Annotated in this window: 14 protein-coding genes; 8 read left to right on the plus strand and 6 right to left on the minus strand. The window is 68.2% G+C overall.

All coding sequences use genetic code 11. The features are described 5' to 3' along the window. The 3 genes from DQ244_RS16195 to DQ244_RS16205 are packed head-to-tail and all read right to left on the minus strand — an operon-like array spanning position 1 to position 2,612. A complete protein-coding gene (locus DQ244_RS16195) occupies positions 1 to 1,059 on the minus strand; it encodes a diguanylate cyclase (protein WP_147251544.1) in 1,059 nt (352 codons plus the stop codon). A 30-nt stretch (positions 1,060 to 1,089) separates the two neighbouring features. Beyond that, entirely contained in the window at positions 1,090 to 2,112 is a 1,023-nt protein-coding gene (locus DQ244_RS16200) for an LLM class flavin-dependent oxidoreductase (protein WP_113812534.1), read from the minus strand. Between the two features lie 38 nt (positions 2,113 to 2,150). Continuing rightward, positions 2,151 to 2,612 carry an NUDIX domain-containing protein gene (locus DQ244_RS16205; protein ID WP_233491652.1) on the minus strand — a complete coding sequence of 154 codons (462 nt, stop codon included), beginning with the start codon at positions 2,610 to 2,612 and terminating at the stop codon, positions 2,151 to 2,153. Positions 2,613 to 2,689: 77 nt separating this feature from the next. Between DQ244_RS16205 and DQ244_RS16210 the strand changes: the two genes are divergently transcribed. Then, on the plus strand, positions 2,690 to 4,075 hold the full coding sequence (locus DQ244_RS16210; protein WP_113812678.1) for an ADP-ribosylglycohydrolase family protein: 1,386 nt from the start codon (positions 2,690 to 2,692) through the stop codon (positions 4,073 to 4,075). 10 nt (positions 4,076 to 4,085) lie between these two features. Here the strand turns inward: DQ244_RS16210 and DQ244_RS16215 are convergent, their stop codons facing one another. The 3 genes from DQ244_RS16215 to DQ244_RS16220 form a co-directional block, all read right to left on the minus strand. Beyond that, positions 4,086 to 4,862, minus strand: coding sequence for an AIM24 family protein (locus DQ244_RS16215; protein WP_113812536.1), 777 nt, complete (start codon positions 4,860 to 4,862; stop codon positions 4,086 to 4,088). Positions 4,863 to 4,976: 114 nt separating this feature from the next. Beyond that, a complete protein-coding gene (locus tag DQ244_RS19465) occupies positions 4,977 to 5,150 on the minus strand; it encodes a hypothetical protein (RefSeq protein WP_158544586.1) in 174 nt (57 codons plus the stop codon). Positions 5,151 to 5,268: 118 nt separating this feature from the next. Further along, entirely contained in the window at positions 5,269 to 6,951 is a 1,683-nt protein-coding gene (locus DQ244_RS16220; protein ID WP_158544590.1) for a CocE/NonD family hydrolase, read from the minus strand. A gap of 751 nt (positions 6,952 to 7,702) precedes the next feature. Between DQ244_RS16220 and DQ244_RS16225 the strand changes: the two genes are divergently transcribed. The 7 genes from DQ244_RS16225 to DQ244_RS16255 all read left to right on the plus strand — a co-directional run bounded on the left by DQ244_RS16225 (position 7,703) and on the right by DQ244_RS16255 (position 25,791). After that, complete coding sequence (locus DQ244_RS16225; RefSeq protein ID WP_113812679.1) at positions 7,703 to 11,260, plus strand: helicase-related protein; 3,558 nt, start codon at positions 7,703 to 7,705, stop codon at positions 11,258 to 11,260. A gap of 184 nt (positions 11,261 to 11,444) precedes the next feature. Next, positions 11,445 to 13,145, plus strand: a complete 1,701-nt coding sequence (locus DQ244_RS16230; RefSeq protein ID WP_147251545.1) for an ATP-binding protein — start codon at positions 11,445 to 11,447, stop codon at positions 13,143 to 13,145. Then, on the plus strand, positions 13,138 to 15,897 hold the full coding sequence (locus DQ244_RS16235) for a DUF1156 domain-containing protein (protein ID WP_113812539.1): 2,760 nt from the start codon (positions 13,138 to 13,140) through the stop codon (positions 15,895 to 15,897). The genes DQ244_RS16230 and DQ244_RS16235 overlap by 8 nt, the downstream gene beginning before the upstream one ends. Then, positions 15,894 to 17,822 (plus strand): DUF262 domain-containing protein, encoded by a 1,929-nt coding sequence (locus tag DQ244_RS16240; protein ID WP_113812540.1) that lies wholly within the window; start codon positions 15,894 to 15,896, stop codon positions 17,820 to 17,822. Before DQ244_RS16235 ends, DQ244_RS16240 begins: the two co-directional genes overlap by 4 nt. Then, positions 17,822 to 19,687, plus strand: a complete 1,866-nt coding sequence (locus DQ244_RS16245) for a hypothetical protein (protein WP_113812541.1) — start codon at positions 17,822 to 17,824, stop codon at positions 19,685 to 19,687. The genes DQ244_RS16240 and DQ244_RS16245 overlap by 1 nt, the downstream gene beginning before the upstream one ends. 12 nt (positions 19,688 to 19,699) lie before the next feature. Further along, positions 19,700 to 23,044: a Swt1 family HEPN domain-containing protein gene (locus DQ244_RS16250; protein WP_113812542.1), complete on the plus strand. Its 3,345-nt coding sequence runs from the start codon at positions 19,700 to 19,702 to the stop codon at positions 23,042 to 23,044. Between the two features lie 2 nt (positions 23,045 to 23,046). Continuing rightward, entirely contained in the window at positions 23,047 to 25,791 is a 2,745-nt protein-coding gene (locus DQ244_RS16255) for a DEAD/DEAH box helicase (protein WP_199580439.1), read from the plus strand. Positions 25,792 to 25,801: the final 10 nt, after the last annotated feature.

Below are 25,801 nucleotides of genomic sequence, written 5' to 3' on the forward strand. Positions count from 1 at the left end.
TCAGCGGGAGCGCAGGGTCCGGCCGGTCGGTGCGCCGTCGGCGCCGTCCTCGAAGAGCTGCGCCCGGTTCCGGCCGAGGATCTTCGCGTCGTAGAGGGCGCGGTCGGCGCTGCGCATCAGCTGCGAGGCGCTGTCGCCGGGCCGGTACTCGGCCACGCCGCAGGAGAGCGGGACGTCGGGGTGCAGCGCGCACACCCGCCGCACCAGGGCGAGGGCGTCGCCGCCGCGCATGCCGGGGATGAGCAGGGAGAACTCGTCGCCGCCGTGGCGGGCGAGGACCGCGATGCCCGGCAGCTCCCGGTGCCAGACGTCGGCGACCCGGCGCAGCACCCGGTCGCCCTCCTCGTGGCCGTGGGTGTCGTTGACCGACTTGAAGTGGTCGACGTCGAGGAGCACCGCCGACAGGGGCACGCGCGTGCGGGTCGCGTCGGCCAGCAACTCGTCGAGGGCCTGGTCGAAGCCACGCCGGTTGGTCAGCCCGGTGAGCGGGTCGAGGCTGGCGCTGGAGGCCAGGACGACGAGGCGGCGGATCACGATGCCGATCCCGATGAGGACCAGGTCCAGCCCCACGGTGGCGCCGATCGGGACGCCGTCGGAGAGCAGCAGGGCCGCCGTGATGCCGAGGACGGCGACCGCGAGGTGCGCGAGCGCCTGCGGGCCGTTGAAGAAGAAGTGCGCGTCGACGACGACGAACGCGATCAGCACCGCGGCGGCGAAGGAGGTGAGCGGATCGGGGGCGATCCCGACCCCGGTGACGATCAGGACGGTCGCCGCGCCGACCGCGACGTGGAACCAGCCGCGCGGCCAACGCGCACCCCACAGCCCGACGACGGCGCCCGTGACCAGCGCGGTCGACGCCATGCCGACGAGCAGGGTCTTCTCCGTGCCGGGCGGAACGTTCGACACGATGAACAGCGCCGCGGTCCCGCCGAACGCGAAGAAGGTGGCCAGCGTGCGCGCCATGACGCGCGTCGTCGCCACCTCGGGCGCTGCGGACCGGCTCACCTGTAGTACGTCGGCCTTCCGGGCCCACGACTTGACCGCCTGCACCGCTCGCACCGGGGTGCACTACCCACGTGGGTGAGGTTCTCAGCCTGCCGGGCGCCAGCCGAGTGCCGGACCGAGGCGCGTGGCGATGTCGGTGAGGATCTGCACGTAGTCCTCGTGCTCGAAGCTGAACGGCAGCGCGAAGACCACCTCGCGCACCTCCCGGAAGCCGGCGTGCGCGTAGAGCGCCTCGGCGATCTGCTCGGACGTGCCGAGCAGATCGGGGGCGAACAGCAGCCGGCCCGGCCCCTGCGGGGTACCGACGCGGCCCGCGCGGCTCTCGACGTAGGCGGCGTACTTCGCGCGCTGCTCGTCGGTGGCCGAGTCGGTGGGGATGACGACGAGGCCCTGCGAGACCCGTGCCGCCTCCCCCGCCGGGGACGCCTCGCGGAAGGCGCGGATCTGCGCGGCCTGGATCGCGGCGAAGTCGGTCGACTCCCCCTCGGCCTTGACCACGCTGCTGGTCAGGAAGTTCATGCCGTGCTCGCCGGCCCACTGCGCCGACCGCGTGCTGGCGCCGCCGTACCAGAGGCGGCGCTGCAGGCCGGGCGAGTGCGGCTCGACGCGGTCGGACCACTCCTCGATGCCCTGGCGTCCGCGGGCCGGGCCCGCCTGGTCGCCGCGGACGAACCGGATCAGCCGCTCGACGCGCTCGTAGCTGAAGTCCTCGACGTCGGCGGTGTCCGGGTACAGCGACTGCTTGACGTCGTCCCAGCGCATCGGCGGGCCGACGCTGACGCCCGGGTTCAGCCGGCCGCCCGAAAGGAGGTCGACGGTGGCGAGGTCCTCGGCCAGCCGCAGCGGGTTCTCCCAGCCGAGCGGGATGACAGCGGTGCCGAGCTCGATGCGGCTCGTGCGCTGGGTGGCCGCGGCGAGGACGGCGATCGGCGAGGAGATGCCGAACTGCAGGTGGCGATGCCGCAGGTAGGCGCTGTCGAAGCCGAGCTCCTCGCCGAGGGCGATGACGTCGAGGGTGCTCTCGTGGCCGGCGCGCGGGTCGGCGGGGTCGAAGAGGCCGATGGTGAGGAAGCCGAGCTTCTCCAGCGGGGTTCCGGGGGCGGGCATGCTCGGCTCCTTCGGGACGACGTCGTTCGTATGGTCGCTCAGGCCTCGGCGAGGTGGGCGGCCAACCGGTCGAGGAACGGCAGCTGCGCCTTCACGATCTTCGCGCGGGCGGTGTCGAGGTCGAGCCAGGCGGCGCGGTCGATCTCGGGGAAGCTCTGCAAGCGGCCGGAACGCGGCGGCCACTCGATCTCGAAGGTGTTGCTGGTGATCGCATCGGCGTCGAGGTCGCCCTCGCCCGCCCAGACGGCGAGCAGCTTGCGGCCCTTCACCTCGCCGAGCGGGTGCAGGTCTTCTGGCGCTGGTGCACCCAGCTCCTCGGCGAACTCGCGGCGAGCGGCGGCCTCGGCGTCCTCGTCCGGGTCGTGCTCGCCCTTCGGGATCGACCAGGCGCCGTCGTCCTTCTTCGCCCAGAACGGCCCGCCCATGTGACCGAGCAGCACCTCGACGCCGTCGTTGGTGCGGCGGTGGAGCAGGACGCCGGAGCTGCGGACGGGAGGCACCAGGTGAGCCTCGCAGAGCCGTGGGTGATGATCGGCAGCACTCCCCTTCGCCATCGTCTGGAGCTGCCGTGCCGTCGATGCACCGCTCGCACCGGGTTGCCGGCGCGCTCGTCGGCTCGGCCGTGGGCGACGCGCTCGGCGCCCCGTTCGAGTTCGGCCCGCCCGGGCAGTTCTCCGCGCGGTTCCCTTCCCCTGCACGCGGCTCGAAGACCGAGATGTGCGGCGGCGGCTCGCTGGACTGGGAGCCGGGCGAGTTCACCGACGACACCCAGATGGCGCTGCTCGTGGCCTCATCGCTGGTGGCCTCTGGCGGCCTCGACCCGGCCGACGTCTTCGACCGGTTTCGGGCCTGGGCGGCGGCCGGGCCGCCGGACATCGGCAACCAGACCCGCGCCGTCCTCGGCTCGGGCCGCCCCTGGGGCGTCGCCGCGGCCGAGCACTTCGCCGCCTCCGGGCACGCGGCCGGCAACGGCTCGCTGATGCGGACGACGCCCGCGGCCATCCGGTTCTCCCGCGACGGGCGCGAGGCCACCATGGACGCCGCCCGCCGCCTCTCGATGCTGACCCACGGCGACCCGTCGGCCGGCGAGGGCTGCGCGATCTATCACGAGCTCATGCGGGTGGCGCTGGACGGCGGGGACCCGCTGGCGGCGATCCCGTCCGTGCTGGACGCGGTGGCTCCGGAGCACCGCGAGCGGTGGGCCGTGGTGCTGGCCGACGACTGGCAGCCGGCCGACGCGACCGAGTCGAACGGCGCGGTGTGGCCGACGCTCGCCCAGGCCGTGTGGGCGCTCCGGAACGGGCGCGGCTTCGCCGAGGTGCTGCGACTGGTGATCGACCTGGGCGGCGACACCGACACGGTGGCGTGCGTCGCCGGCGGGCTCGCGGGTGCGGTGTTCGGCATGGGCGCGATCCCGAGCCGGTGGGCGTCGGTGGTGCATGGCCGCGTGCCCGGGCACGGAGATCGCGTGTGGCGGGTGGCCGATCTGCAGCAGCTCGCCGCCGCGCTGGACGGCGGGGTGCAGCAGAACTACGACCCCGGCGTAATCCCGCGGATCGGCCCGGCCGAGGTGCTGCCCGGCATCTGGGCGGCGAACCTCGACGGCGCCCGGTACAGCGAGGAGGACTTCGCCGTCATCTCGCTGTGCCGGCTGGGCGAGCCGTTCCCGCACGAGCTGCAGCGGATGGCCTACATCGCCGACAACGAGCACAACGCCGACCTCGACGTCATGCTCGCCGACGTCCTGGACGACATGGCCGCGCTGCAGGCCGAGGGCCACCGGCTGCTCGTGCACTGCCACGGCGGAGCGTCCCGCACCGGGCTCGTGCTCCGCGGCTGGCTGGTGCGCGAGCAGGGCATGACGGTCGAGGAGGCGACGGCGCACGTCGCCGAGCGCTGGCCGCACCTCGGGCTGTGGAACGCCAGCTTCACCGCCGCGCTGGAGCGGCTGGAACGGGGCTGACGCCGCCCGGTCACCTCGCGCCGGCGCCCGCGTTCTTCTGCAGCGCCTTGGCCAGCCCGTCGATGGTGACCGACTGCAGGATCACCCGGCCGTTGCCCTCGACCGTCGCCAGGGACATGCCCTCGCCGCCGAACATCGCGTTCATGACGCCCTGGCGGTTGAGGCCGCCGATGCGCTCGACGCCGTACCGGATGTTCTGGTCCCACGCGACGATGCAGCCGGTGTCCACGCGGAGCTTGCCGCCGTAGTCGGCCGGGTTGATGTCGATGAAGTCCCCGGCGCCGCCGATCAGCAGGCTGCCGACGCCGGTGAACTTCTCCAGCACGAAGCCCTCGCCGCCGGCGAAGCCCTGGCGGAGCCCGAAGAAGGCGATGTCGAAGTTCACGCCCGCCTCGGCGGCGACGAAGGCGTCCTTCTCGGCGAACCAGGTGGTGCGCCCGTCGAGCTCGAGGACCCGCATCTCGCCGGGCAGCACCCCGGCCAGGGCGAGCAATCCATCGCCGCCGCGGGTGGAGAAGTGGGTGAAGGCGAACGACTCGCCCGCCAGGACACGCTTGCCGGCGTCCATGGCCCCGCGCAGCAACCCACCGAGGGCCCCGGAACCGCCGCCGAACCCGCCGGCGTCCTGCCCGCCCGATGCGGACGGCGCCGACAGCTTGGTCTCCATGACGACGTCGCCGGAGGAGAAAAGGAACTTCCCCGCCTCGCTGTAGACAACCTGCCCGGGCTGCAGGCTGACGATCGCCATCTTGGTGGTGGTGCCGACGAGCTGGACGTCGAGCGTCATGAGGACCCCTTCCGGTTCGCCAGGGAGTCTCCCCTGCCGAACCGGGAACGTCCTACGGCCCCGGCGTGGTCGTCAGACGACGTCGAGCACGGCCGACCAGTGGCCGGCTTCGGGTCAGCGGGTGCGGTTGTCCCGCGGCGGAACGGCCGGCATGCCGGGGCGCGCCGGGGCGAACTCGGGCACGAACCGCTGGGTCAGCTCGAGCTCCGGGGTCGCATCCGGAGCGGCGTGCCGCGCGATGCGGGGCATGACGAACTCGGCGGTCTCATCGGTGAAGTGCTTGGCCACGGCTCCACGGTACGAACCGATGCCGACGTTCGCGGGTGACTTCGGGGCACCACGGACGCGTGGTGCGAATGGTGCGAATGTGGTCGAGAAGTCGACTTCTCCCCTTGTCGCCTCGTCGTCAGACGGCTGGCAGCGTGATCGACGACGGCGCCGCACCGCCGGAGCAGATCCGGTGGGTGACCGGGACGCCGTGCGTGGCCTCGCCGACCGGCTCGCCGGTGCCGAGGTTGCGGGCGTAGCGCGGGTGCGCGCCGCCGGAGACCTGCAGCCGGATGCGGTGGCCGGCCCGGAAGCGGTGGGCGGTGTCGGGCAGCGTCGTCTCCACGACCCTCGGCCCCTTACTTGGCTGCTCAGCCGGCGCCGGATCGAGCCGGACGAGGCGGTCGGTGAGGTTGATCGACTTCCCGTTGGGCTCGACGTCGCAGATGCGGAGGAAGAGGTCGGCGTACGGGTTGTCCGACTCGATGTGCAGCCGGACCTTGACGCCACCCTGCACCTCGACGGGCTTGCGCAGCGCCGGGGTGGTGAAGGTCCGGACGTCGTCGCGCGCCTCGAGCTCGCGGTTGTCGCGCTGGCCGGCGCTGCCGGCGAGCACCCGGCCGCCGACCGACGGCGTCGGGTCCATCGGGTCGTAGCGAAAGGTTGTCTCCCCCGCCTCGGCCGGCGCCTCGTCCGCCAGCCGGCCGTCCGGGGCCAGGTACCAGGTGCGGTCGGCGGTGGCCGGCGGCCAGTCGGGCAGCTTGCGCCAGGTGCGGGCGCCGGTGACGAAGACCTGGACGCGGGCCTTGCGCGGCTCGGACGGCTCCGCGCCGGCGACGGGCAGGTGGGTGTTCAGCCAGGCGAGGCTCTCCGGCGTCGTGACCGCCGGATCGATGGCCAGGTGCGCCCACGGGCCGATGGTCATGCCGACGTCGACGCCGCGGTCGCGCAGGGCTGCGTACTGGTAGAGCGTCTGCTCGACGAACCAGTCCTGCCAGCCACCGATGAGCAGCGTCGGAACGGTGCTCGAGTGGACGGCCGGCGTCGCGCGGTACCGGTCCCAGTACGGGTCCTCCAGGTCCGGGTGGGAGAGCCACTCGTCGAACCACGGTGCCGGGTTGCCGCCGAAGCGCTCGGCCAGCCCCTGCAGCGGCAGGTCACCGAGGAACGGGGTCAGCCGCTGCTCCGCCGTGCCCAGCCGGATCAGGCCGCGGAGGAACCCGACCTGCTCCTGGTGGGCGATGAGGTCGGTCCAGATGGAGAGGTTGGTGAGCTGGAAGGCGCCGTCGATCATCCCGGCCTGGGCGAGGTCGTGCGGCCCGATGTGCAGCACCATCGCCTTGAGCTCAGGTGGCGGGTCGAGGGCCAGGGCCCATTGCGTGTAGCCGAGGTAGCTGGGACCCAGGGTGGCGAGCCGGCCGTCGAACCAGGGCTGCTCGCGCAGCCAGACGACGGTGTCCTGCCCGTCGTGCTCCTCGTGGACCACGGGGCTGAACTCGCCGCCGGAGCCGAACGTGCCGCGCACGCTCTGCATCACCACGGCGTAACCGCGCTCGGCGAATGGCACCGCCATCGAGACAGCGAACGCGGCGCCGCGGCCGTACGGCGACCGCAGCAGCACCGTCGGGTGCGGTCCGTCGGTCGAGGGCAGGTAGACGTCGGCGCGCAGAGTGGTGCCGTCGCGCATCGGGGCGTCCTGGTCGCGCAGCACCTTCACCGGTCCGAGCGGTGCCGGCAGCTTCCACCGGCGCCCGAGCGCCGCTGCGGCGAGGCGGGCGGCGCGGGGAAGCGGCTCCGCTGACGTACGGTCGAGCCGGGACACAGGACCTCCATGTGAGGGCGGTGCGGACACCGCTCCGGACCCTAGCCGTGGCTTTAGCTCGCGAGGTGTCCGGCCAGCCGGTCGAGGAAGGGCAGCTGAGCCTTGACCAGCTTCGTGGGGGCGGCCACACCCATGCCCACCAAGGGCGCGTTCCTGGATGCGCATGACCAAGGCATCCCACGTTGCAACGTCGCGCACGGCTCAACCAGGCCGGACCCCAGCCCGACGTGTGGGTAGCGCCTTATGCCAATCGAGCCGGCGGGTGCTTATCGACCATCTGTGAGAGCTTCTGTCTGTGGCTCTGACACCCGGGCAAGGCGCACAACCGACAAGCGATGCTGAGGTGAGGGCGCAAGCTCAGCAGCTCTTCGATGACGCTGTTTCGCTCTTCAGCCGGACCGCGTCTCGCGCTATCCGACTAGGTGGCCGGCGGGATCACCCACTGGTTCAAGCGGCCGAGGTTGAGATGCGAAGAGTGGAAGCAATCACCGTACAGCTTGGCGGCGGCACGGTGCCGATGAGTGACTTTGTCCGGCTTGTGACCCAGATCAACGCCGCGACTGAACGCCTGACTCAAGACCTGCAGTAGGACACCTGTGTCGCTCCGCTTGCGGTGGCCCTGCACGCACCGTCCGCTGCACGCCTGCTGCTGACGGGCCGACCGCTTGGAGCGATTGACCCGCGCCATCACCCAAGAAAGTGGTTGCGGTCACCTAGGGTTCCGGTTGTACCAAGCCGACGAAGGGTGATCATGAGCGAGCACGGGGCACAGACGTCGAGATTTGAAGCGGCGCTGGCTGCGCGCCTAGAGGACCTAGTGCCTGGCGTCCGTGTCGCTGGGGCCGTCGGCAATACAACAGTCGACGTCGTCTCGACCAAGTGGCAGGGCGGCAACTTCGTCATCCTGACCTACACCGACGCGCATGGTCGCCCCGGGCAGACCGTGCTGGGTCGCGACCATGAGGCTGGTATGTCCCTGGTCAGCAGCGGTCGTACCCGAGCCTTCGACGGTGATGCCGACGCCTGGCGATTGGCCGCTGAGGCCCTGCGTATCCGATACGCCGCACTCTTCGACCCCATGCTGGCGATCTCCACGTCGGACCTTCAGGCTCTGCCCCACCAGATCACCGCCGTCTACAACGAGCTGCTCCCTCGGACGCCACTGCGTTTCCTGCTCGCCGACGACCCGGGCGCGGGCAAGACCATCATGTGCGGGCTCTACGTCAAGGAGCTGCTGCTGCGCGGCGACCTGGCGCGCTGCCTGATCGTCGCTCCGGGGAGCCTGGTCGATCAGTGGCAGGACGAGCTGTACGAGAAGTTCGGCCTGCACTTCGAGATCCTCACCAGATCCCTTATTGATGCCAGCTTGCAGGGCAACGTCTTCGAGAACCAGCCGCTCCTGATCGCGCGGATGGATCAGCTGTCGCGCAGCGAGGACCTGATGGCGAGCCTGGAGCGCTCGGACTGGGATCTGGTCGTCGTGGACGAGGCGCATCGCATGTCGGCTCACTACTTCGGCGGCGAGCTGAAGACGACGAAGCGCTATCAGCTGGGCCAATTGCTCGGCCGCGTCACCCGCCACCTGCTGTTGATGACGGCGACGCCGCACTCGGGCAAGCAGGAGGACTTCCAGCTCTTCCTGGCACTCCTCGACGGCGACCGGTTCGAGGGCAAGTACCGCGACGGCGTGCACACCGTCGAGCCGGCCGACCTCATGCGCCGCATGGTGAAGGAGGAGCTGCTCACCATGGAGGGCAAGCCGCTCTTCCCCGAGCGGCGCGCCTACACCGTTCCGTACGACCTCTCGGACGGCGAGGCGGAACTGTACGAGGCGGTCACGCAGTACGTCCGCGAGGAGATGAACCGCGCCGACAAGCTCAAGGCGCAGGGCGAGGGGCGGCGTGGCAACACCGTCGGCTTCGCGCTCACGGTCCTGCAACGCCGGCTTGCGTCCAGCCCGGAGGCGATCCTGCGGAGCCTCGAACGCCGCAAGGCGCGCCTGGAGAAGCGGCGCCGCGAGATGGCCAGCGGCGGCGACGACGACCGCTCATTCAGGACGCGGGTTGACACGATTCTCGGGCGCGACGACGAAAACTTCGACGACCGGCTTGACGACCTCGGCGGCGGAGAGCTCGAGGAGCTCGAAGAGGACGTCGTCGACGCCGCCACGGCTGCTCGCACCATCGCCGAGCTCGACCACGAGATCGCCGACCTCGCCGACCTCGTCGAAATCGCCACTCGTGTCCGCCATTCAGAGACCGACCGCAAGTGGTCGGAGCTACGCGACCTGCTGACGGCGCACGACCTCATTCGCGACGCCAACGGCAGTCCGCGCAAGATCATCATCTTCACCGAGCACCGGGACACGCTGAACTACCTCGTCGACCGGATTCGCACCCTGCTCGGCCGTGAAGAGGCCGTGGTCGCGATCCATGGTGGCGTCGGCCGGGAGCAGCGCCGCGCCGTCCGGGAGCAGTTCACGCAGGACGCCGATGTTCGCGTTCTGGTCGCCACGGACGCCGCGGGCGAGGGCCTGAACCTGCAACGAGCACACCTGATGGTCAACTACGACCTGCCCTGGAACCCGAACAAGATCGAGCAGCGGTTCGGGCGGATTCACCGAATCGGCCAGACCGAGGTGTGCCATCTCTGGAACCTGGTCGCGCGCAACACCCGTGAGGGCGAGGTATTCCTCAAGCTGCTGCACAAGATCGACGAGATGCGCCGTGCCTACGCCGGCAAGGTTTTCGACGTCCTAGGCGACGCCTTCGAGAACAACCCGCTGCGCGATCTGTTGATGCAGGCCATTCGCTACGGCGACCAACCCGACGTCCGGGCGCACCTCGACACGGTCATCGACGAGAGCGTGGGCCAGGGACTCGACGAGCTGCTCGCCGAGCGAGCGCTGCACCGCCAGGTGCTCGATGGCGGTGACGTCGAGGAGATCCGGCTACGCCTGGAGGAGGCGCAGGCCCGGCGCCTGCAACCGCACTTCATCGAGTCCTTCTTCTTGGACGCCTTCGCACGGCTCGGTGGCCAGCGGGCGCGCCGCGAGAGCGGGCGCTACCAGATTTCGCACGTGCCCGGCGCCATTCGCGACCGCGACCGCATGATCGGCATAGCGGCGCCCGTCCTCGCTTCCTACGAGCGGGTGACGTTCAGCCGCGACAAGGTCACGGTTCCGGGCACCCCGCCCGCCGACCTCATCGCACCGGGCCATCCACTGCTGGATGCCGTCGTCGATCTGACCATCGAGCGGCACCATGACAACTTGAAGACCGGCGCGGTTCTCGTCGATCCGAACGACCAGGGCGAGACGCCGCGGCTGCTGGTGGCGCTGACTGAGGAGATCACCGACGGTCGGCCGCAACCGCGAACGGTCTCCAAGCGCTTCGATTTCGTCGAGCTGCTGCCCAACGGCCAGGTGCGCCACGCGGGACCCGCGCCGTACCTGGATTACGAGAAGGTGCCAGACGACGCCCTGGCATCGATCGAGCAGGTCTTCGACCAATCTTGGCTATCTCGTGGCGCTGAGGAGATCGCCATAGGCTGGGCGATCGAGCACTCGCTGCAGGATCACCAGCGGCAGGTCACCGGGCGCGTGCTGCCGATGGTGGAACGCACTCGCGATCAGGTCCGCCGCAGACTCGGTGCGGAGATCAATTACTGGGACACCCGGCATGCCGAGCTGCTTGACCAGGAGGCGGCCGGCCGGACCCTAAAGATTCGCCCGGAGACGGCGCACCGACGGGCCCGGGACTTGGAACGGCGGCTCGAGCGCCGACTGGCCGAGCTGGATGACGATGCTCGCCTGTCCGTGCGCCCGCCCACCGTTGCCGGCGCCGCCCTCGTACTTCCGCAGGGGCTGCTCGACCGGCTCACCGGACGGCGCGAGGAACCGGCGTCGACGTATGCCCAAGAGACGGCGTTCGTCGAGAGGCGCGCGATAGAGGCAGTCATGGCCGCCGAGCGCGCGCTCGGCCGGGCACCGCAGGAGATGCCGCACAACAATCCGGGCTGGGACATCAGGTCGGTAGCGCCCGACGGTCAGGTGCTGCGGATCGAGGTCAAGGGCCGCATCTCCGGCGCCGACGACTTCACGATCACCCACAACGAGGTGCTGACCGCAAAGAATTTGGGTGACGACTACCGTCTGGCGCTGGTTGAGGTCAGCCCCGAGGGTCCGGCGCATGACGAGGTTCGGTACCTGCTGCGGCCGTTCGACGGCACGAGCACCGATGACTTTCGGGTGACCAAGCTGGTGCTTGGCTGGGCAAAGACGTGGCGGCAGGGCGGGTCGCCTCGTTGAGTGCGGTGGCCAGGGTCGCGGATCTGGTGCTGCGGCTCATGGGTAGTCCCCAAACCAGCCGGAGCCACCCCGGCGGCTGCGCGGTTTACACGAAGTTTTGCGTTACCCTGAGCCCTCAGACTTACGCAAAACTCGGGGGAAACTTGTGACGCTTAAACCGTGGGTTGCAGGTGCCCTCCAGTCGGTGGAAGACGGCGCTCGAGCGAGCTCGGCGGAGTCCCCCACGCTGGATTTCAAGACGGACGGCCGATCTCCTGGGGACACCGCAGAGAACCTTGCGGAGGCAGCCGCCTGCTTCGCGAACGCGGCCGGCGGCTGCATCGTCGTTGGCGTCGCGGACCGGAAGGCAGGCCGCGATGCCTTCGTCGGAACGCAGCTCGACCCCAACCGACTGCAGCGGCGCATCTACGAGGTCACCTCCCCGCCCCTCATCGTCACGGTTGAGGAGCACAATTGGGCCGAGCAGCGGCTACTGGTGATTACCGCGCCGCGCAGTCCGGACGTTCACCAGGTGAAGGGCAAGGCCACCGAACGCGTCGGCACCGCATGCGAGCCAATGTCCGCGGTCCGGATCGCTGCGGTCGTGGCCGAACGGCGCGGCGACGACTGGTCTGCCGCCGATTCAGGAGTTCCTCGTTCGGCCGTCGTTGCCGGCACCCTGACAGAGGCACGACGGCTTCTGGCTGAGGCTCCAGATGCGGAGCGCCGCCGCTGGGCCGACAGCTCGGACCGGGACATGCTCCGCCGCCTGGGTCTGCTCGCTACGGCGGGGACGCTGACGAACGCCGGAGCGCTGCTTCTGGTCGCGAACGAAGCAAGCCCCCTCATCTCATACGTCCATCGCCGCTCTCGGTCCGGAGAGCTCTCGACGAACCAGCAGCTGTCTGCGCCGGGGCTTACCGCGCTGCTTCGGACCTTCGAGCTGATCGAGAACCGGGTCGATCGCACACCGGTCAACCTGCCCAACGGCCAGCAACTCTTCATTGCCGACCTTCCCGACCTGGCGGTCCGCGAGGCAGTCGTCAACGCCTTCATGCACCGGGACTACCAGTCGACCGGCATGGTGCAGATCGAGCACTCCAGCACGCGCCTCGCCGTGACCTCTCCAGGGGCGTTCGTGCTGGGTGTGACGCCCGAGAACATTCTCACCGTGAGCTCGCGGCCAAGAAATCCAGCGTTGGCTGGCGTGATTCGCCAGCTCGGCCTCGCCGAGACCGCTGGCGTGGGCGTGGACCGCATGTACGCCGAGATGGTGAAGGTCGGTCACCAGCCACCGACATTCACAGGCGACCAGTTTCGAGTGGCCGTCACGCTGCATGGCGGAGCGCCCAATACGGCGGTAACCCGGTTCGCCACGACCCTTCCCGAAGACCGACGATCCGATCCAGACACGCTGCTAGTCATGCTCGCACTGCTGGGAAAGCGCAATGTCACAGCGTCCGAGCTAGCGCCCACGCTGCAGAAGGACGATGACGAGGTGGAGGCCATCCTCTTGCAGCTCGCAACCCCGGCGGTCGGCTTCATTGAGCGGACCCGCGAGTCAGCCAACGCACGCGCCGGCATCTACCGCTTGCGCGACCAGGCTGTCGCCGCCCTCGGACCAGCGGTTACTTACCGACGGCGGGTCAGCGACGACACTGACCGCAAGGTCATCGAGATCGTCCGCGAAGCCGGACAGGTCAACGGCCGCATCGTGCGAACGCTCGTGGACGTAGACACGCCGACCGCCTCTCGCATTCTCGCCGATCTGGTGGACCGGCAGATCCTCGTTAAGACGTCCGAGGCGCAGCGCGGACCGTCCGTCACCTACGGCCCCGGCCCGCAGTTCCCTTCCTCCCGACCACGCAAGCGCAGCGCCAAGAAGCAGGAGTCCCGCAATGACTGAGCAGGTCCGCCGCAAGCTCATCGAGGTTGCCCTGCCGCTCGAAGCGATCAACCGTGAGTCCGCGCGCGAGAAGTCGATCCGGCACGGCCACCCCTCCACGCTGCACCTTTGGTGGGCCCGCCGGCCGCTGGCCGCCGCGCGAGCCGTCCTATTTGCGCAGCTCGTCGACGATCCGTCGGCCCGACCCGACGAGTTCCCAACGCAGGAGGCGCAAGACACCGAGCGGCAGCGCCTGTTCGCGCTAATCGAGGAACTCGTGAAGTGGGACAACTCGACCAATGAGAAGCTGCTAGCCGAGGCGCACGCCGAGATTCTCAGGTCGACGGACGGTAGCCCTCCGCCGATCCTCGATCCGTTCGCCGGCGGCGGCTCGATTCCGCTGGAAGCGCAGCGCCTCGGCTTAGACGCGCACGCGAGCGACCTTAACCCCGTAGCTGTGCTGATCAACAAGGCCCTTATTGAGATCCCGCCTAAGTGGGCGGGACGGCCGCCTGTCTTCCCCGGCGCGGCGGACGACGCCGCCGGCTACTGGCCCCGCGCTACCGGACTCGCCGAGGACGTGCGCCGCTACGGCGCCTGGATGCGCGACGAGGCGGAGAAACGAATCGGGCACCTGTATCCGAAGGCGACGCTCTCCGACGGGACCAGAGCAACGGCGATCGCGTGGATCTGGGCGCGAACCGCAATATGCCCGAACCCTGCCTGCGGCGCGGAGATCCCTCTGGCAAGCACGTGGTGGCTAGCCAAAAGCAAGGACCGGCGCGCGTGGATTCAGCCCGTCGTGGCTGATGGTCGGGTCGATTATGACGTAAGGACCGGCAACGGTGGGCCTGACGACCCGCCTAAGCAAGGACGTGGCGCTCGATTCACTTGCCTGGTGTGCCGAGACACAACCACTGACGCATACGTGAAAACGGAAGCGGCGGCGGGAAGAATGGGGGCGCGCCTGATGGCGGTAGTTGCCGAGGGCGAACGGCAACGCGTCTACCTTCGTCCCGACGAGATTCATATGGGCGCGATCAACTTAGAACGCCCCGAGAACGCCCCCGACGGGGAGATCTCAAGAAATGGCCGCTGGTTCTCCCCGCCCGCGTTCGGTCTGGCCAGGTTCGCTGACCTATTCACGAATCGCCAGCTAGTTGCGCTAACGACATTTAGCGACCTCGTAGGAGACGTCCACAGTCTTGTCGAGTCGCACGCCTCGAACGCTGGGCTTGCCGCCACCGAGGCGCGCGCTTACGCGGATGCGATCAGCCTGTACCAAGCGTTCGGCGTAGATAAACTTTCCTTGACGAATACGAGCCTTGCTACTTGGCAATCGAGCCCAGACCGGCTAACACAGGCATACTCGCGCCAAGCAATCCCAATGACCTGGGACTTCGCCGAGGCTAACCCGCTATCAGATGCCGGCGGCGGCTTTCGCTTGACAGGTATTGCGATCGCTAAAGTCCTGGACCGACTGCCGGCTGTCACTGCTACTTCAGTGCGTCAGAAGAATGCACAGGACGCCATCATCGCCGGAAGCGCAATTGCCACCGATCCGCCCTACTACGACAACATTGGATACGCCGACCTATCCGACTACTTCTACGTCTGGCTTCGCCGCTCCTTGGCGCCATATTTCCCGACAGAGACCGGGACCCTTCTAACGCCTAAGACGGAGGAGCTTGTTGCGACCCCGTTCCGTTTCGAAGGAAGCAGGAAGAAGGCCGAGGAGCATTTCGAGCGGGGCTTCGTCGCGACCTTCAAGCAGATAAGCCGTAATCAAGCCATCAATATCCCGATCACGGTCTTCTACGCCTTCAAGCAAGCTGAATCGGATGACTCCGGCACGGCCTCAACGGGCTGGGAAACCATGCTCAACGGCCTTATCGAGGCCGGCCTAATGGTCACTGCAACGTGGCCGATGCGAACGGAACTTGTCACGAGTCTGAAGAAGGGCATCTCCGCGCTTGCTTCCTCTGTTGTACTTGCCTGCCGACCGCGCCCAGAACACGCAGAGGCGACCACTCGACGCGGCTTCATCGCGGCATTGAAGGACTCCCTGCCGGGAGCACTGCGAGAACTACAGCAGGGCAGCGTGGCTCCCGTTGACCTCGCGCAGGCAGCAATCGGGCCGGGCATGGCCGTCTTCACCCGCTACTCGCGTGTGGTTGAGTCCGATGGATCGGAAATGAGCGTGCGCACGGCGCTGGCGCTTATCAATCAGGTGCTGGACGAGACGCTCTCCGAGCAGGAGGGCGACTTTGACTCGGACACCCGCTTCTGTTTGAAATGGTTCAGCCAGTACCAGTGGAGCGAGGCCGACTCCGGCACCGCCGACGTGCTCGCGCGGGCGACCAATACCTCGACCGAGGGCCTTCAACGCGGCGGGGTTTTCCGGGCTGTTGCTGGCACGGCACGGCTCCTTGCCCCCGAGGACCTGCGTGAGGACTGGGACCCGCTGACCGACCTCCGCACAAGCGTCTGGGAAGTCACCCTGCATTTGGCCAAGGCAGTGAGCGAGCGCGGCGCCGAAGCTGCCGCCGCGATCATGGCGAGCGCGGGCCAGCGTGTGGACCTCGACGTCGTCAAGGAACTCGCCTACTTGCTGTACAGCATCTGCGAGCGGCGCGGATGGACGTCGTCCGCTCTCCTGTTTAACGGGCTCGGCACGTCGTGGATTGACCTCGACGCAGCAGCTCGCAGCGCGGCTCTCAAGCCGGCCAATGTTCAAGGCACCTTCGACTACGACGCCGAGGACACCGAGTGAGCTTCGAGACCCCGCACTACAGCATCGGTGACCTACTCAGCTGGGCCGCCTCGGGTCATCTCCAGCTTCCGGACTTCCAGCGCGACTACAAGTGGGACGACGAGCGTATCCGCTCGCTTCTGGTCACCATCGTCCGTGGCCACCCGATGGGGGTCGTCATGGTGCTGGAGACGGGCGGCAAGAACGTGCGCTTCAAGCCACGCCCCGTCACCGGAGTTCAAGGCGCCGTTCAAGAGCCCAGCCTGCTGCTACTCGACGGGCAGCAGCGGACGACGTCCCTCTTTCAGGCCTTGTCTGATGACGGCATCGTCGACACCGAGGACGACCGGCGGAAGAAGCTGCGCCGGAAGTACTACCTCGACATCGAGCAGGCCGTGGGCACGTCCCAGGACCAGGACGCCGCCGTCCGTTCACTACCGCATGATGGGCTCGTAACGGAGAACTTCGGCCGAGACGTCGTTTTCGACGTATCCACGACCGAGAAGGAACAGCAGCTCGGCCTAATGCCGATGACAGCTCCCTTTGCCCCGGGCGGGGCGATGACTTGGCTGCTCGGCTATCTCGCTGCGGGCGGTCCAGATGACACACCGCGACGGCAACTCCTCATGCAACAGCTCAATCAGCAGGTTCTGTTGCCGCTGACCAGTTACCGCATCCCGGCCATCAAACTTGGACAGGACACCTCGAAGGACGCCGTCGCTACGGTCTTTGAAAAGGTCAACACCGGGGGTCTGCCGCTCAACGTCTTCGAGTTGTTGACCGCCACCTTCGCGGGCGACCGGGCCTACTTCGAGGCCCATGGCACCGATTTCCGGCTGGGCGAGGACTGGGAGGCCACGACCGCCGTCCGCGACAAGCACCAGGTGCTGGCGGGGCTGCAGGCCACCGACTTCCTGCAGGGCGTCAGCATCCTGGCGACGCTGGAACAGCGCAGGCAGGACATCGCTGACGGCAAGTCAAAGCCGACCGCGACCAGTGCACGCAAGGAAGACATCCTCGCCCTAGACCTGGATCGGTATCTGGACTGGTCCGACCGTCTACGCAAGGCCCTGCCTTGGGTCGCGCATTTCCTCAAAGGCGAGCACTTCCACACCGCCGGCGGGCTCGCCTACCGCAGCCAGCTCGTGTCCCTCGCGGTCGTGCGCGTTCTAGTCGGCGACGACATCGACCTGTACGCCGTTCGCAACCGGATCCGGCAGTGGTTCTGGTGCGGTGTGCTCGGGGAGCTGTACGGCAGCACCATCGAGACCAAGATCGCTCGGGATGCTGAACAGGTGCCCGCTTGGGCCCTGGCCGCCAAGGACGGCTCCGCCGCCCCGCAGCCGGACACCGTCGCCCGAGCATCCTTTGCCGAAACCCGGCTGCTGTCGATGCGCACCCGGGGGTCCGCGGCCTACAAGGGTGTTTACGCGCTGCTGATGGCGCAGCAGGCGCCCTGCGTGGACTGGAAGTTCCACAAGGTCATCGATCAGGCGACGTACGAGGACATGCAGGTCGACATCCACCACGTCTTTCCGCACAAGTGGTGCATAGACAACGGCATCGACCCCAGCTACCGCGAAAGCATCATCAACAAGACACCGCTGGCGAAGAAGACCAACATCCAGCTCGGCGGCGTCTCCCCCAAGCAGTACATGGCCCGCCTCGACTCGAACGGGATCGCGCCCGAGGCGGTCGACGACATCATCCGCAGCCACGCGATCGACCCGGCAACCCTGCGTGCCGGCGACTTCGATGCGTACTTCGAGGCCCGCCGGAACGCCCTCGTCGGACTCATCGAGGGCGCAATGGGCAAACCGGTCAATCGCGACTGGGACGAGGACCTCCCCGGCACGGAAGCCCCTGAGGCATTCGCCGAAGAGGCCGACGACGTCGAGGGCGACGACCCCGGGGACGCCGATGCCGCGGGTCCGGGAGCGTCCTGATGGTCGGCATTGCGCCCGCGGGCACCACCGTCGACGGGGTGGACGGCGGTCGGTCGCTCGACTACCGCGCGCTGATGACTTGTGCCGCCCCCACGCCCTGGCTGCAGTCTGTGGAGGACCAGCTCGCTTCCTGGCTGCGACAGCGCAAGGATTGGGATGTCGACGTCCGCACTGACGGTCGACTCACCAGTGGTGTGCGCTCCTTCGCCGTGCGGCACCACCAGGACGGGCAATCGCGAAGCCTCCGTGCCCGGCTCGTGGAGCCGGACCCGTCACGCGGCGCCTGGACCACCGAGCTGATAGCGCACGAGCGCTCCGGTGGCGGCGGATGGATCTCCCTGGATGTCGAGAATGCGAACGGCAACTTCGTCGCCGTGCCTGCGCTCGCGAGGTACCTCATGCAGGTACTTCCGTTGGCCGACGGTGAACTTCAGTTCGCCGACGAGCCGCAGGTCGTGCGGGAGCACCAGCTCGACGAAGTGATGGACCTGCTGTGCGACGAGGAACGCCACGGTCTCGTCTTCGTGGCAGGGACCGCCACGGATGGCATCCCCTTCGACAGGTTCATCCCGGCCGTCAAGAAGTGGACCCGTGAGGTCTACGGGCTCGCGCAGGTCATCGTGCTCGACCCGGCCGCCACCGCGACACTCTCCCGCTCCTTCGGAGAGCCACACGGCGTTCCGCCGTGGGCATTGCGCACCTACCTGCCCGGCGTCGATCCCGCCGTCCGAATCGATGGGCGACGGCATCGCATCTTCGGCACCGCGAGTCTGGCAAAACTGGCCGACGGCCACGTGCGCCAGGTGCTGGGCCGGGCTGCTCGCAACCACGCCGCCGCGCGGCCCACGCCCCCGTCTGTCCAGCGAGTGCGCCGGATGTTCGAGCGACTGGCCAACCAGGCCATCGTCGAGGCGATCGCCGAGCATCAGCCACCGGCCGCGGTCCTCGAGGAAAGGCCACCGACCGCTCCCCCGTCCTCGCGGGCCCCACAGCCAGCGCCCGCCGGCGATCTGGCAGCCGCGGCCGAGCGCTATCTGGCCGAGATCGAGCTGACCCGGACGATTCTCGGCATAGACGCACTCGACGAACCCACGCTTCGTCGGGTTGCAGCAAGCGCTGCCGCCGCCCGCACAAACCCCGAGGCCATCGCACGGGCCGCCCAACAGATCCAGGACCAGCAGGCCCGCATAGAGCAGCTCGAGGACCGGATCGATGGTCTCGCGAGGTCGCTCGAGGAGGAGGAGCTCGAGCACGCAATCACCAACGAGGCGTTGGAAAAGCGGGAAGACGAAACCCGCTGGCTGCGTGGGCGTCTTCAGGAACAGGGCAACTACGACGCTGCCTTCGCGCCATTACCGGCCGACTCCGAGACGGCGTATCCAGATTCCTTCGCCGACCTGCTAACTGCGGTGGAGGCCATGCGCGAGCAAGGCCTTGTCTTCACCGGAAAGCCGGATCATGCTCTGGCGCTCGACGACGTTGACCATCTGGGCAAGTGCGTGCACACCGCCTGGGACGCGCTCCTCGCGCTGGCCGACTACGTGCGTGCACGCAGAGATGGGGCGTGCGACCGCGGGGTCGACGACTACGTGAAGAACACTCCGTCCGGCTACCGCCAGATCCCGCCCGCCAAGTTCGCCGCCACGGAAACCGCAATCACGATGAAGCAGTTCGGTGCCGAGCGGATCTTCCCTGTTCCGGCCAGCGTCGATCCGTCCGGCAAGGCCACCATGACCGCCCACGTCAAGCTGGGGCGGATCGGAATGGTGAGCCCTCGCCTCTACTACCTGGACCACTACACCGAAAGCGGCACGATCGTCGTGGGCTACATCGGCCGCCACCTGACGAACACGCAGACGAACTGACGGGGATCGAGAATGGCGACGCTGAGCAACAAGGAGCGGGTCGGCAAGGCCCTGGACCTGCTGGCCGAGGGGCTGCTGCCCTTTGTCTCGCCGCGGATGAGTGCCGCCGCAGGCGCCAACGGCGGAGACTGGGTGGCGTTGCTCGAAGCACGCGACGAGGCCAAGCACGGGCGCAAGGTGGCCCACATCAAGGAAGACCCCGGCCTGCTGCTTCGGGTGCTCACCGAGGAATGGCGGATCTTCGCTAGTGACCTGTCACGGGTCGAGCAATCCTTCGCCTCCGAACTGCGCGAGGTGCGCAACCGGCACGCGCACAACGCCGCGTTCAGCCCCGACGACACCTACCGAGCGCTGGACACCATGGAGCGGCTGCTCACCGCCGTCGGCGCCGTCCCGCAGGCCGAGGGCGTGCGCCGGTTGCGCGCCGATCACCAGCGCGCCCAGTTCGAGGCCGAGACGCGCAAACTCGTCCGCCAGCAGGACGCGACCGTCTCGGTCGCCGGTCAGGGCCTCAAGCCGTGGCGCGAGGTGCTGGCACCGCACGACGACGTCGCTTCGGGCAACTTCTCCTCAAGTGAGTTCGCCGCTGACCTGCACGCGGTGAAGTTCGGAGAGGACGACCCGTCCCTCGGTCGCGAGTACGCCGAGCCGGTCGAGTTCTTCCGCCGCACCTACCTCACCGAAGGCCTGCGTGATCTGCTCGACCGCGCAGTCCGCAGGATCGGTGGTGACGGTAACGCCAGCCCGATCATCAACCTGCAGACCAATTTCGGCGGCGGCAAGACGCACTCCATGCTCGCCCTCTACCACCTGATGTCGGGCACGCCGGTGCGCTCGATGCCGCAGGAAGTGCAGGACCTCGTCGGTGACCGTGGCCTGCCCCAGCATGTGCGTCGCGTCGTGCTCGTCGGCACGCACCTCAAGCCCACGGGTGACCGCAAGGACGACGGCACCCAGGTCAACACCATCTGGGGCGAACTCGCCTGGCAGCTCGGCGGGCGCGAAGCCTATGACCGCCTGGCCGAGGCAGACGCCAAGCGCACCAACCCGGGGGACCTGCTGCGCGGGCTGCTCGCCGACTACGGTCCGGCGCTGATCCTGATCGACGAGTGGGTGGCGTACGCGCGCCAGCTCTGGAACAGAGAAGACCTCGAGGCAGGCACCTTCGACACCCAGTTCACCTTCGCGCAGTCACTGACCGAGGTCGTAAAGACGGTTCCAGGGGTGCTGCTGGTCATTTCGATTCCCGCCTCGCACGATCCGGAGAAGGAGCCTGGTGCCGGCGGCTCGGCGATCGAGGTCGGCGGTCCCAACGGTCAGGAAGCGCTGCAGCGGCTGCAGAACGTCGTTCGACGGGTCGCCGACCAGTGGCGGCCCGCATCGTCGCAGGAGTCGTTCGAGATCGTCCGGCGGCGGTTGTTCACTGAACCGACCGCTACCGCCTCGGCGGACATCGCCGCGGTCGCGCGGCAATTCGTGCAGTTTTACGCGCGCCACTCCGGCGAGTTCCCGCGGGAGGTCAAGGAGACCGCCTACGAGAACCGCATCAAGGCCGCCTATCCCCTGCATCCGGAACTCTTCGACCGGCTGTACGAGGACTGGTCGACCCTCGAGCGGTTCCAGCGCACCCGCGGCGTACTGCGACTGATGAGCACCGTCGTCCATGCGCTCTGGGTTGCACAGGACGCCTCGCCGATGATCCTGCCCGGCACCGTCCCGCTCGACGTGCCGACCGTGGCCAGTGAAATCACTCAGTACCTGCCTGACTCGTGGAAGCCGATCATCGACACCGACATCGACGGCACCAACTCCACCCCGGCCCGGGTCGATACCGAGCGTCCGCTGCTCGGCGCGCGAGCGGTCACCCGCCGGCTGGCCCGGACCATGTTCATCGGCTCAGCGCCTACCTTGCGCTCGGCGCATCGAGGAGTGGAGCGCCAGCGGGTGTGGCTCGGTGCCGCGGTGCCAGGCGACACGGTCGGCAACTTCGGTTCTGCGGTGGAGCTGCTCTCGCAGCGCGCCACGTACCTCTATGCCGAGGGCAACCGCTACTGGTACGACACCCAGGCGTCGGTCACCAGGACGGCCGCCGACTATGCCGACGGCCTGCGCGACAAGCCCGAGGAAGTCTGGGCCGAGATCGTCCGCCGCCTGCAGCCAGAGGCGCGGCATCGGGGCGGGTTCGCAGCTGTTGCCGTTGCCCCGGACGCGTCCGCGGAGATCTTGGACGGCGAGGAGGTGCGCCTCACGCTGCTGCATCCCTCTCGACCGCATTCCAAGGGTGCCGCCGATTCGCCCGCGATGGCCTTTGCCAGCGAGGCATTCGAGCGCCGGGGCACCGCGCAGCGAACCAACCGCAACATGCTGGTCTTCCTGGCGCCGGATTCCAAACGGTTGGACGAGCTCTCCGAGTCCGTGCGCCACTACCTGGCCTGGACGTGGGTATCGGGCCGGCGCGACGAACTCGACCTCTCGCCGCAGCAGCTCAAGCAAGTCGAGTCCAACGTCGCGCGTAACAATGATGACGTCACGGCCCGTATCGCGCAGACCTACCACTGGGTGTTGGTTCCCGAGCAGCCCGATCCGGGCCGCGGTGCAGTGCTCGCCGTGGAGAAGGCAGAGGGCGCCAACCCTCGGCTGGCAGAGCGGGTCACCGACAAGCTCACCCGTTCTGGCCTGCTCGCGGGCTCGGTGGCGGCGCGGGCCATCCGGCTCGACCTCGACCAACGGCTCAGTTCCAAGTGGGAACGCGGCCACATTTCGGTGGGTGAGCTATGGGGCTACTACTGCCGGTACCCATACCTGACTCGCCTCCGCGACCGCTCGGTCCTGGTCGACGGCGTCGAATCGACGCTGATGTCGATGACGTGGGAACGGGAAGGCTTCGCCCTTGCCGACTCCTATGACGAGACGTCCGGTCGGTACAACGGCCTCGTGCTGCCCGGAGGAGACGCACTCTTCGGGCAGATCACCGACAGCACTCTGCTTGTCGTGCCGGCCGTCGCGAACCAGCAGATCGCGGCCGACGTCGTCCCGCCGCCCGGGCCAGGTCCAGTGGGGCCCGGGCCGGTGCCTTCAGTCATCGGCCCGACGCCGCCGTTGCCTCCGCCAGGACCGAGTCAGCCGACGCGGTACTTCGGCACCTTGCGGCTCGACCCCGAGCGTTACGGCCGCGACCTGACCCGGCTCAGCCAAGAGGTGCTGCAGCAGCTCGCAGCCGTCGGTGGCTCGACGTTGGAGATCCGAGTCGAAATCTCCGCCGAGTCGGCAAGCGGATTCCCGGACGACAAGATCAGGATCGTGCTGGAGAACGCTCGAACGCTGGGCTTCGACCAATCATCTTTCGAGGACCACTGACGATGGCGCCCGAGGCCGCTGTCAAGTCGGGGGCGCCGGCGAAGGACCTGGTCGAGCGCGCCCGCGCCCTGAACGACCTAGCGTTAACGTTTCTCAAGGAATATGAGCGCGCCTCCGCAATCGGAGTAGATCCACAGCGTCCTACTCGAGGTGGCACGACCGCCGCCATGATGTGCCGCGTCGATCTCGACCCGGGCAGTCCGCGCGCCACCGACATCGTGACAGCGGTGCGGCGGGCGGATCGGGTTCAGCGAACATTGGGCAAGCCACAGCAGCTGGCCCGGCAGGTCACTAGAGAGCTAACCGAGCCACTGGCCGGCGCATCATCGGCGACCAGCCGCATGAAGATGCTGTTCTCCGGAGCCAAGCGGCGTGAAACCGCGCAAAGTGCTCTCTTGGAACTCCATCGTCTTCTGGAGCACTCCGAATCAAACAACGTCCACGACGCCCTCGCAATGGGGCGCGAGGAGCTGCGAAGGGCCGCCTCGGACGGCACCGACGTTTGGGCGGATGTCAAACGTCGTCCCGATTGGTACTACGGCCGGCTCGCAGGCGCCTTTGGCGCTGAGGACGCAGGCGCAACCTTGCTGCCCGTCAGGCAGGTCGAGAAAGCAGCTCTCCTCGCGCGGCTCGCCGCACCCCTATCCACCGCGACCGCACAGGCCCGCGACGCGGTCGTCCCGGCCTTCCATGCCCTCAGGTCCGAAATGGTCCGCCGGGACTTGGACAAGATCCCGACGGCGCGCCTCAAGGAAGCCACCTCCGGTGGCCTACGACTCACCGCCATTGAGGCCGCCGGCTTCCGCACCGTGCTCGCTGTGCTCGACGCTGGTGTGCGGCGCTTGCAGGCCATCGACGGAGTCGGGGACAAGACCGCCATGCAGGCCCACGCCGCGGCGCAGCAGGTAGCGACCGCAGTCGACGACGACCTGAAGTTCCGGATCGACCTCGATCCTGACGACTCGCTCGGCACGCGCGTGGTCGTGGCTTTGCATCGATGGGCTCGGCTCCATCACGCGACTGCTGGTCTGGACGAGGACCTGCAGCGCGCTGCTGCTGAGCTCGCTGGATTGCGCGACACCGCGGTGCCCGCGCGCGGCTGGGTCGCCTTGTTCACCGGCGGCCGCACCGGTGCGACCGTCGGTGCGCCAGCAGTGAACGATTGGATCGCGTGGGCTGACGCCCGCGATGCGTGGTCGCGTCTCCGCAGCGCAGAGTCAGTGATGGAGGAACGCCGTCCGTCAGCGAAGGATGCCTGGGCGGATTTCGCCAAGCGATCGGCCGAGTACTACGCGCTACTCGGTCTGCTTGTTGACCTGAAAACGGATGACGCCGCGAATCAGGGCTACCTGCCAGAGGACATCGTCGCGCGCGTGCACGCGCAACCCCTGGATGCCACCTTCGCCACGGTCTCGCTTCGCGGCTACCAGTCTTTCGGCGCTCGGTTCGCCCTCGCCCAAGAGCGAGTCATCATTGGCGATGAGATGGGCCTCGGCAAGACGATCCAGGCCATCGCCGCCCTCGCGCACCTCAAAGCAGCCGGCAGCCAGCACTTCCTCGTCGTCTGCCCGGCCAGCGTGCTCATCAACTGGATGAGAGAGATACGGCAACACAGCAAACTGTTGCCCTACCAGCTGCACGGTTTCGAGCGCATCGCCAACGAGCGCCGATGGCTCCGGCGTGGTGACGTCGCAGTCACCACGTTCGATTCCTTGCGACATCTGAACCTTCCAGCGGACCTGGATCTCGCAATGCTCGTCGTCGACGAGGCGCACTATGCGAAGAACCCTCACGCGCAGCGATCCCAAAGAGTGGCCGATATGGCCGCGCGCGCAGAGCGGGTGCTCTTCTTGACCGGAACACCCATGGAGAACCGCGTCGAGGAGTTCGCCAGCCTGGTCGAGCGCCTTCATCCGGCCGTGATGCCGACGGTGGAAGGTCGCCGGGCAATTGCGGGCCCCGGCGCCTTTCGCCGGTCAGTGGCGCCGGTGTACCTGCGCCGCAACCAGGAGGACGTGCTCTCCGAGCTGCCCGACCTTGTGCAGGTCGACGAGTGGGAGGAGTTCGGCAAGGCGGACCTCATCGCATACCGACGGGCGGTGGCCGAGGGGAACTTCATGGCGATGCGCCGAGCGGCCTTCTCCAGCGGAGACCCCATCACCTCGCCCAAGGTGCAGCGGTTACTGGAGATTGCAGACGAAGCAGGCGCGAACGGCCACAAGGTCATCGTGTTCTCGTACTTCCGGGAGGTCCTCAGCACCGTGCACCGGGCGCTCGGTTCCCGCGCGTTCGGCCCGCTCACCGGCGACGTCTCTCCTCCAAAGCGGCAAGCACTCATCGACGACTTCACCCGCGCGGACGGACACGGAGTGCTGGTGAGCCAAATCCAAGCCGGCGGCGTCGGTCTCAACATGCAGGCCGCGTCGGTCGTCATCCTGTGCGAGCCCCAGGTCAAGCCGACGATGGAAGCTCAGGCCATCGCCCGCGCGCACCGTATGGGGCAGCTGCGCACGGTGCAGGTCCACCGGCTCCTCACACAAGACAGCGTGGATCAGCGCATGCTCGAGATCCTGGACAGCAAGGCCCGCTTGTTCGACGAGTACGCGCGGCGCAGCGACATCGCCGAATCCTCACCCGAAGCCGTCGATATCTCCGAGGTCGCCCTAGCTCGCGAAGTCGTTGCTCTGGAGCAGGAACGGCTGGCAACGGCCGCCATGGAAGAGCTCAACGCTGAGGGCGAGCGGTGAGCGAGTCACC

The organism is Blastococcus sp. TBT05-19, from assembly GCF_003319095.1.
Taxonomy (GTDB): domain Bacteria; phylum Actinomycetota; class Actinomycetes; order Mycobacteriales; family Geodermatophilaceae; genus Blastococcus.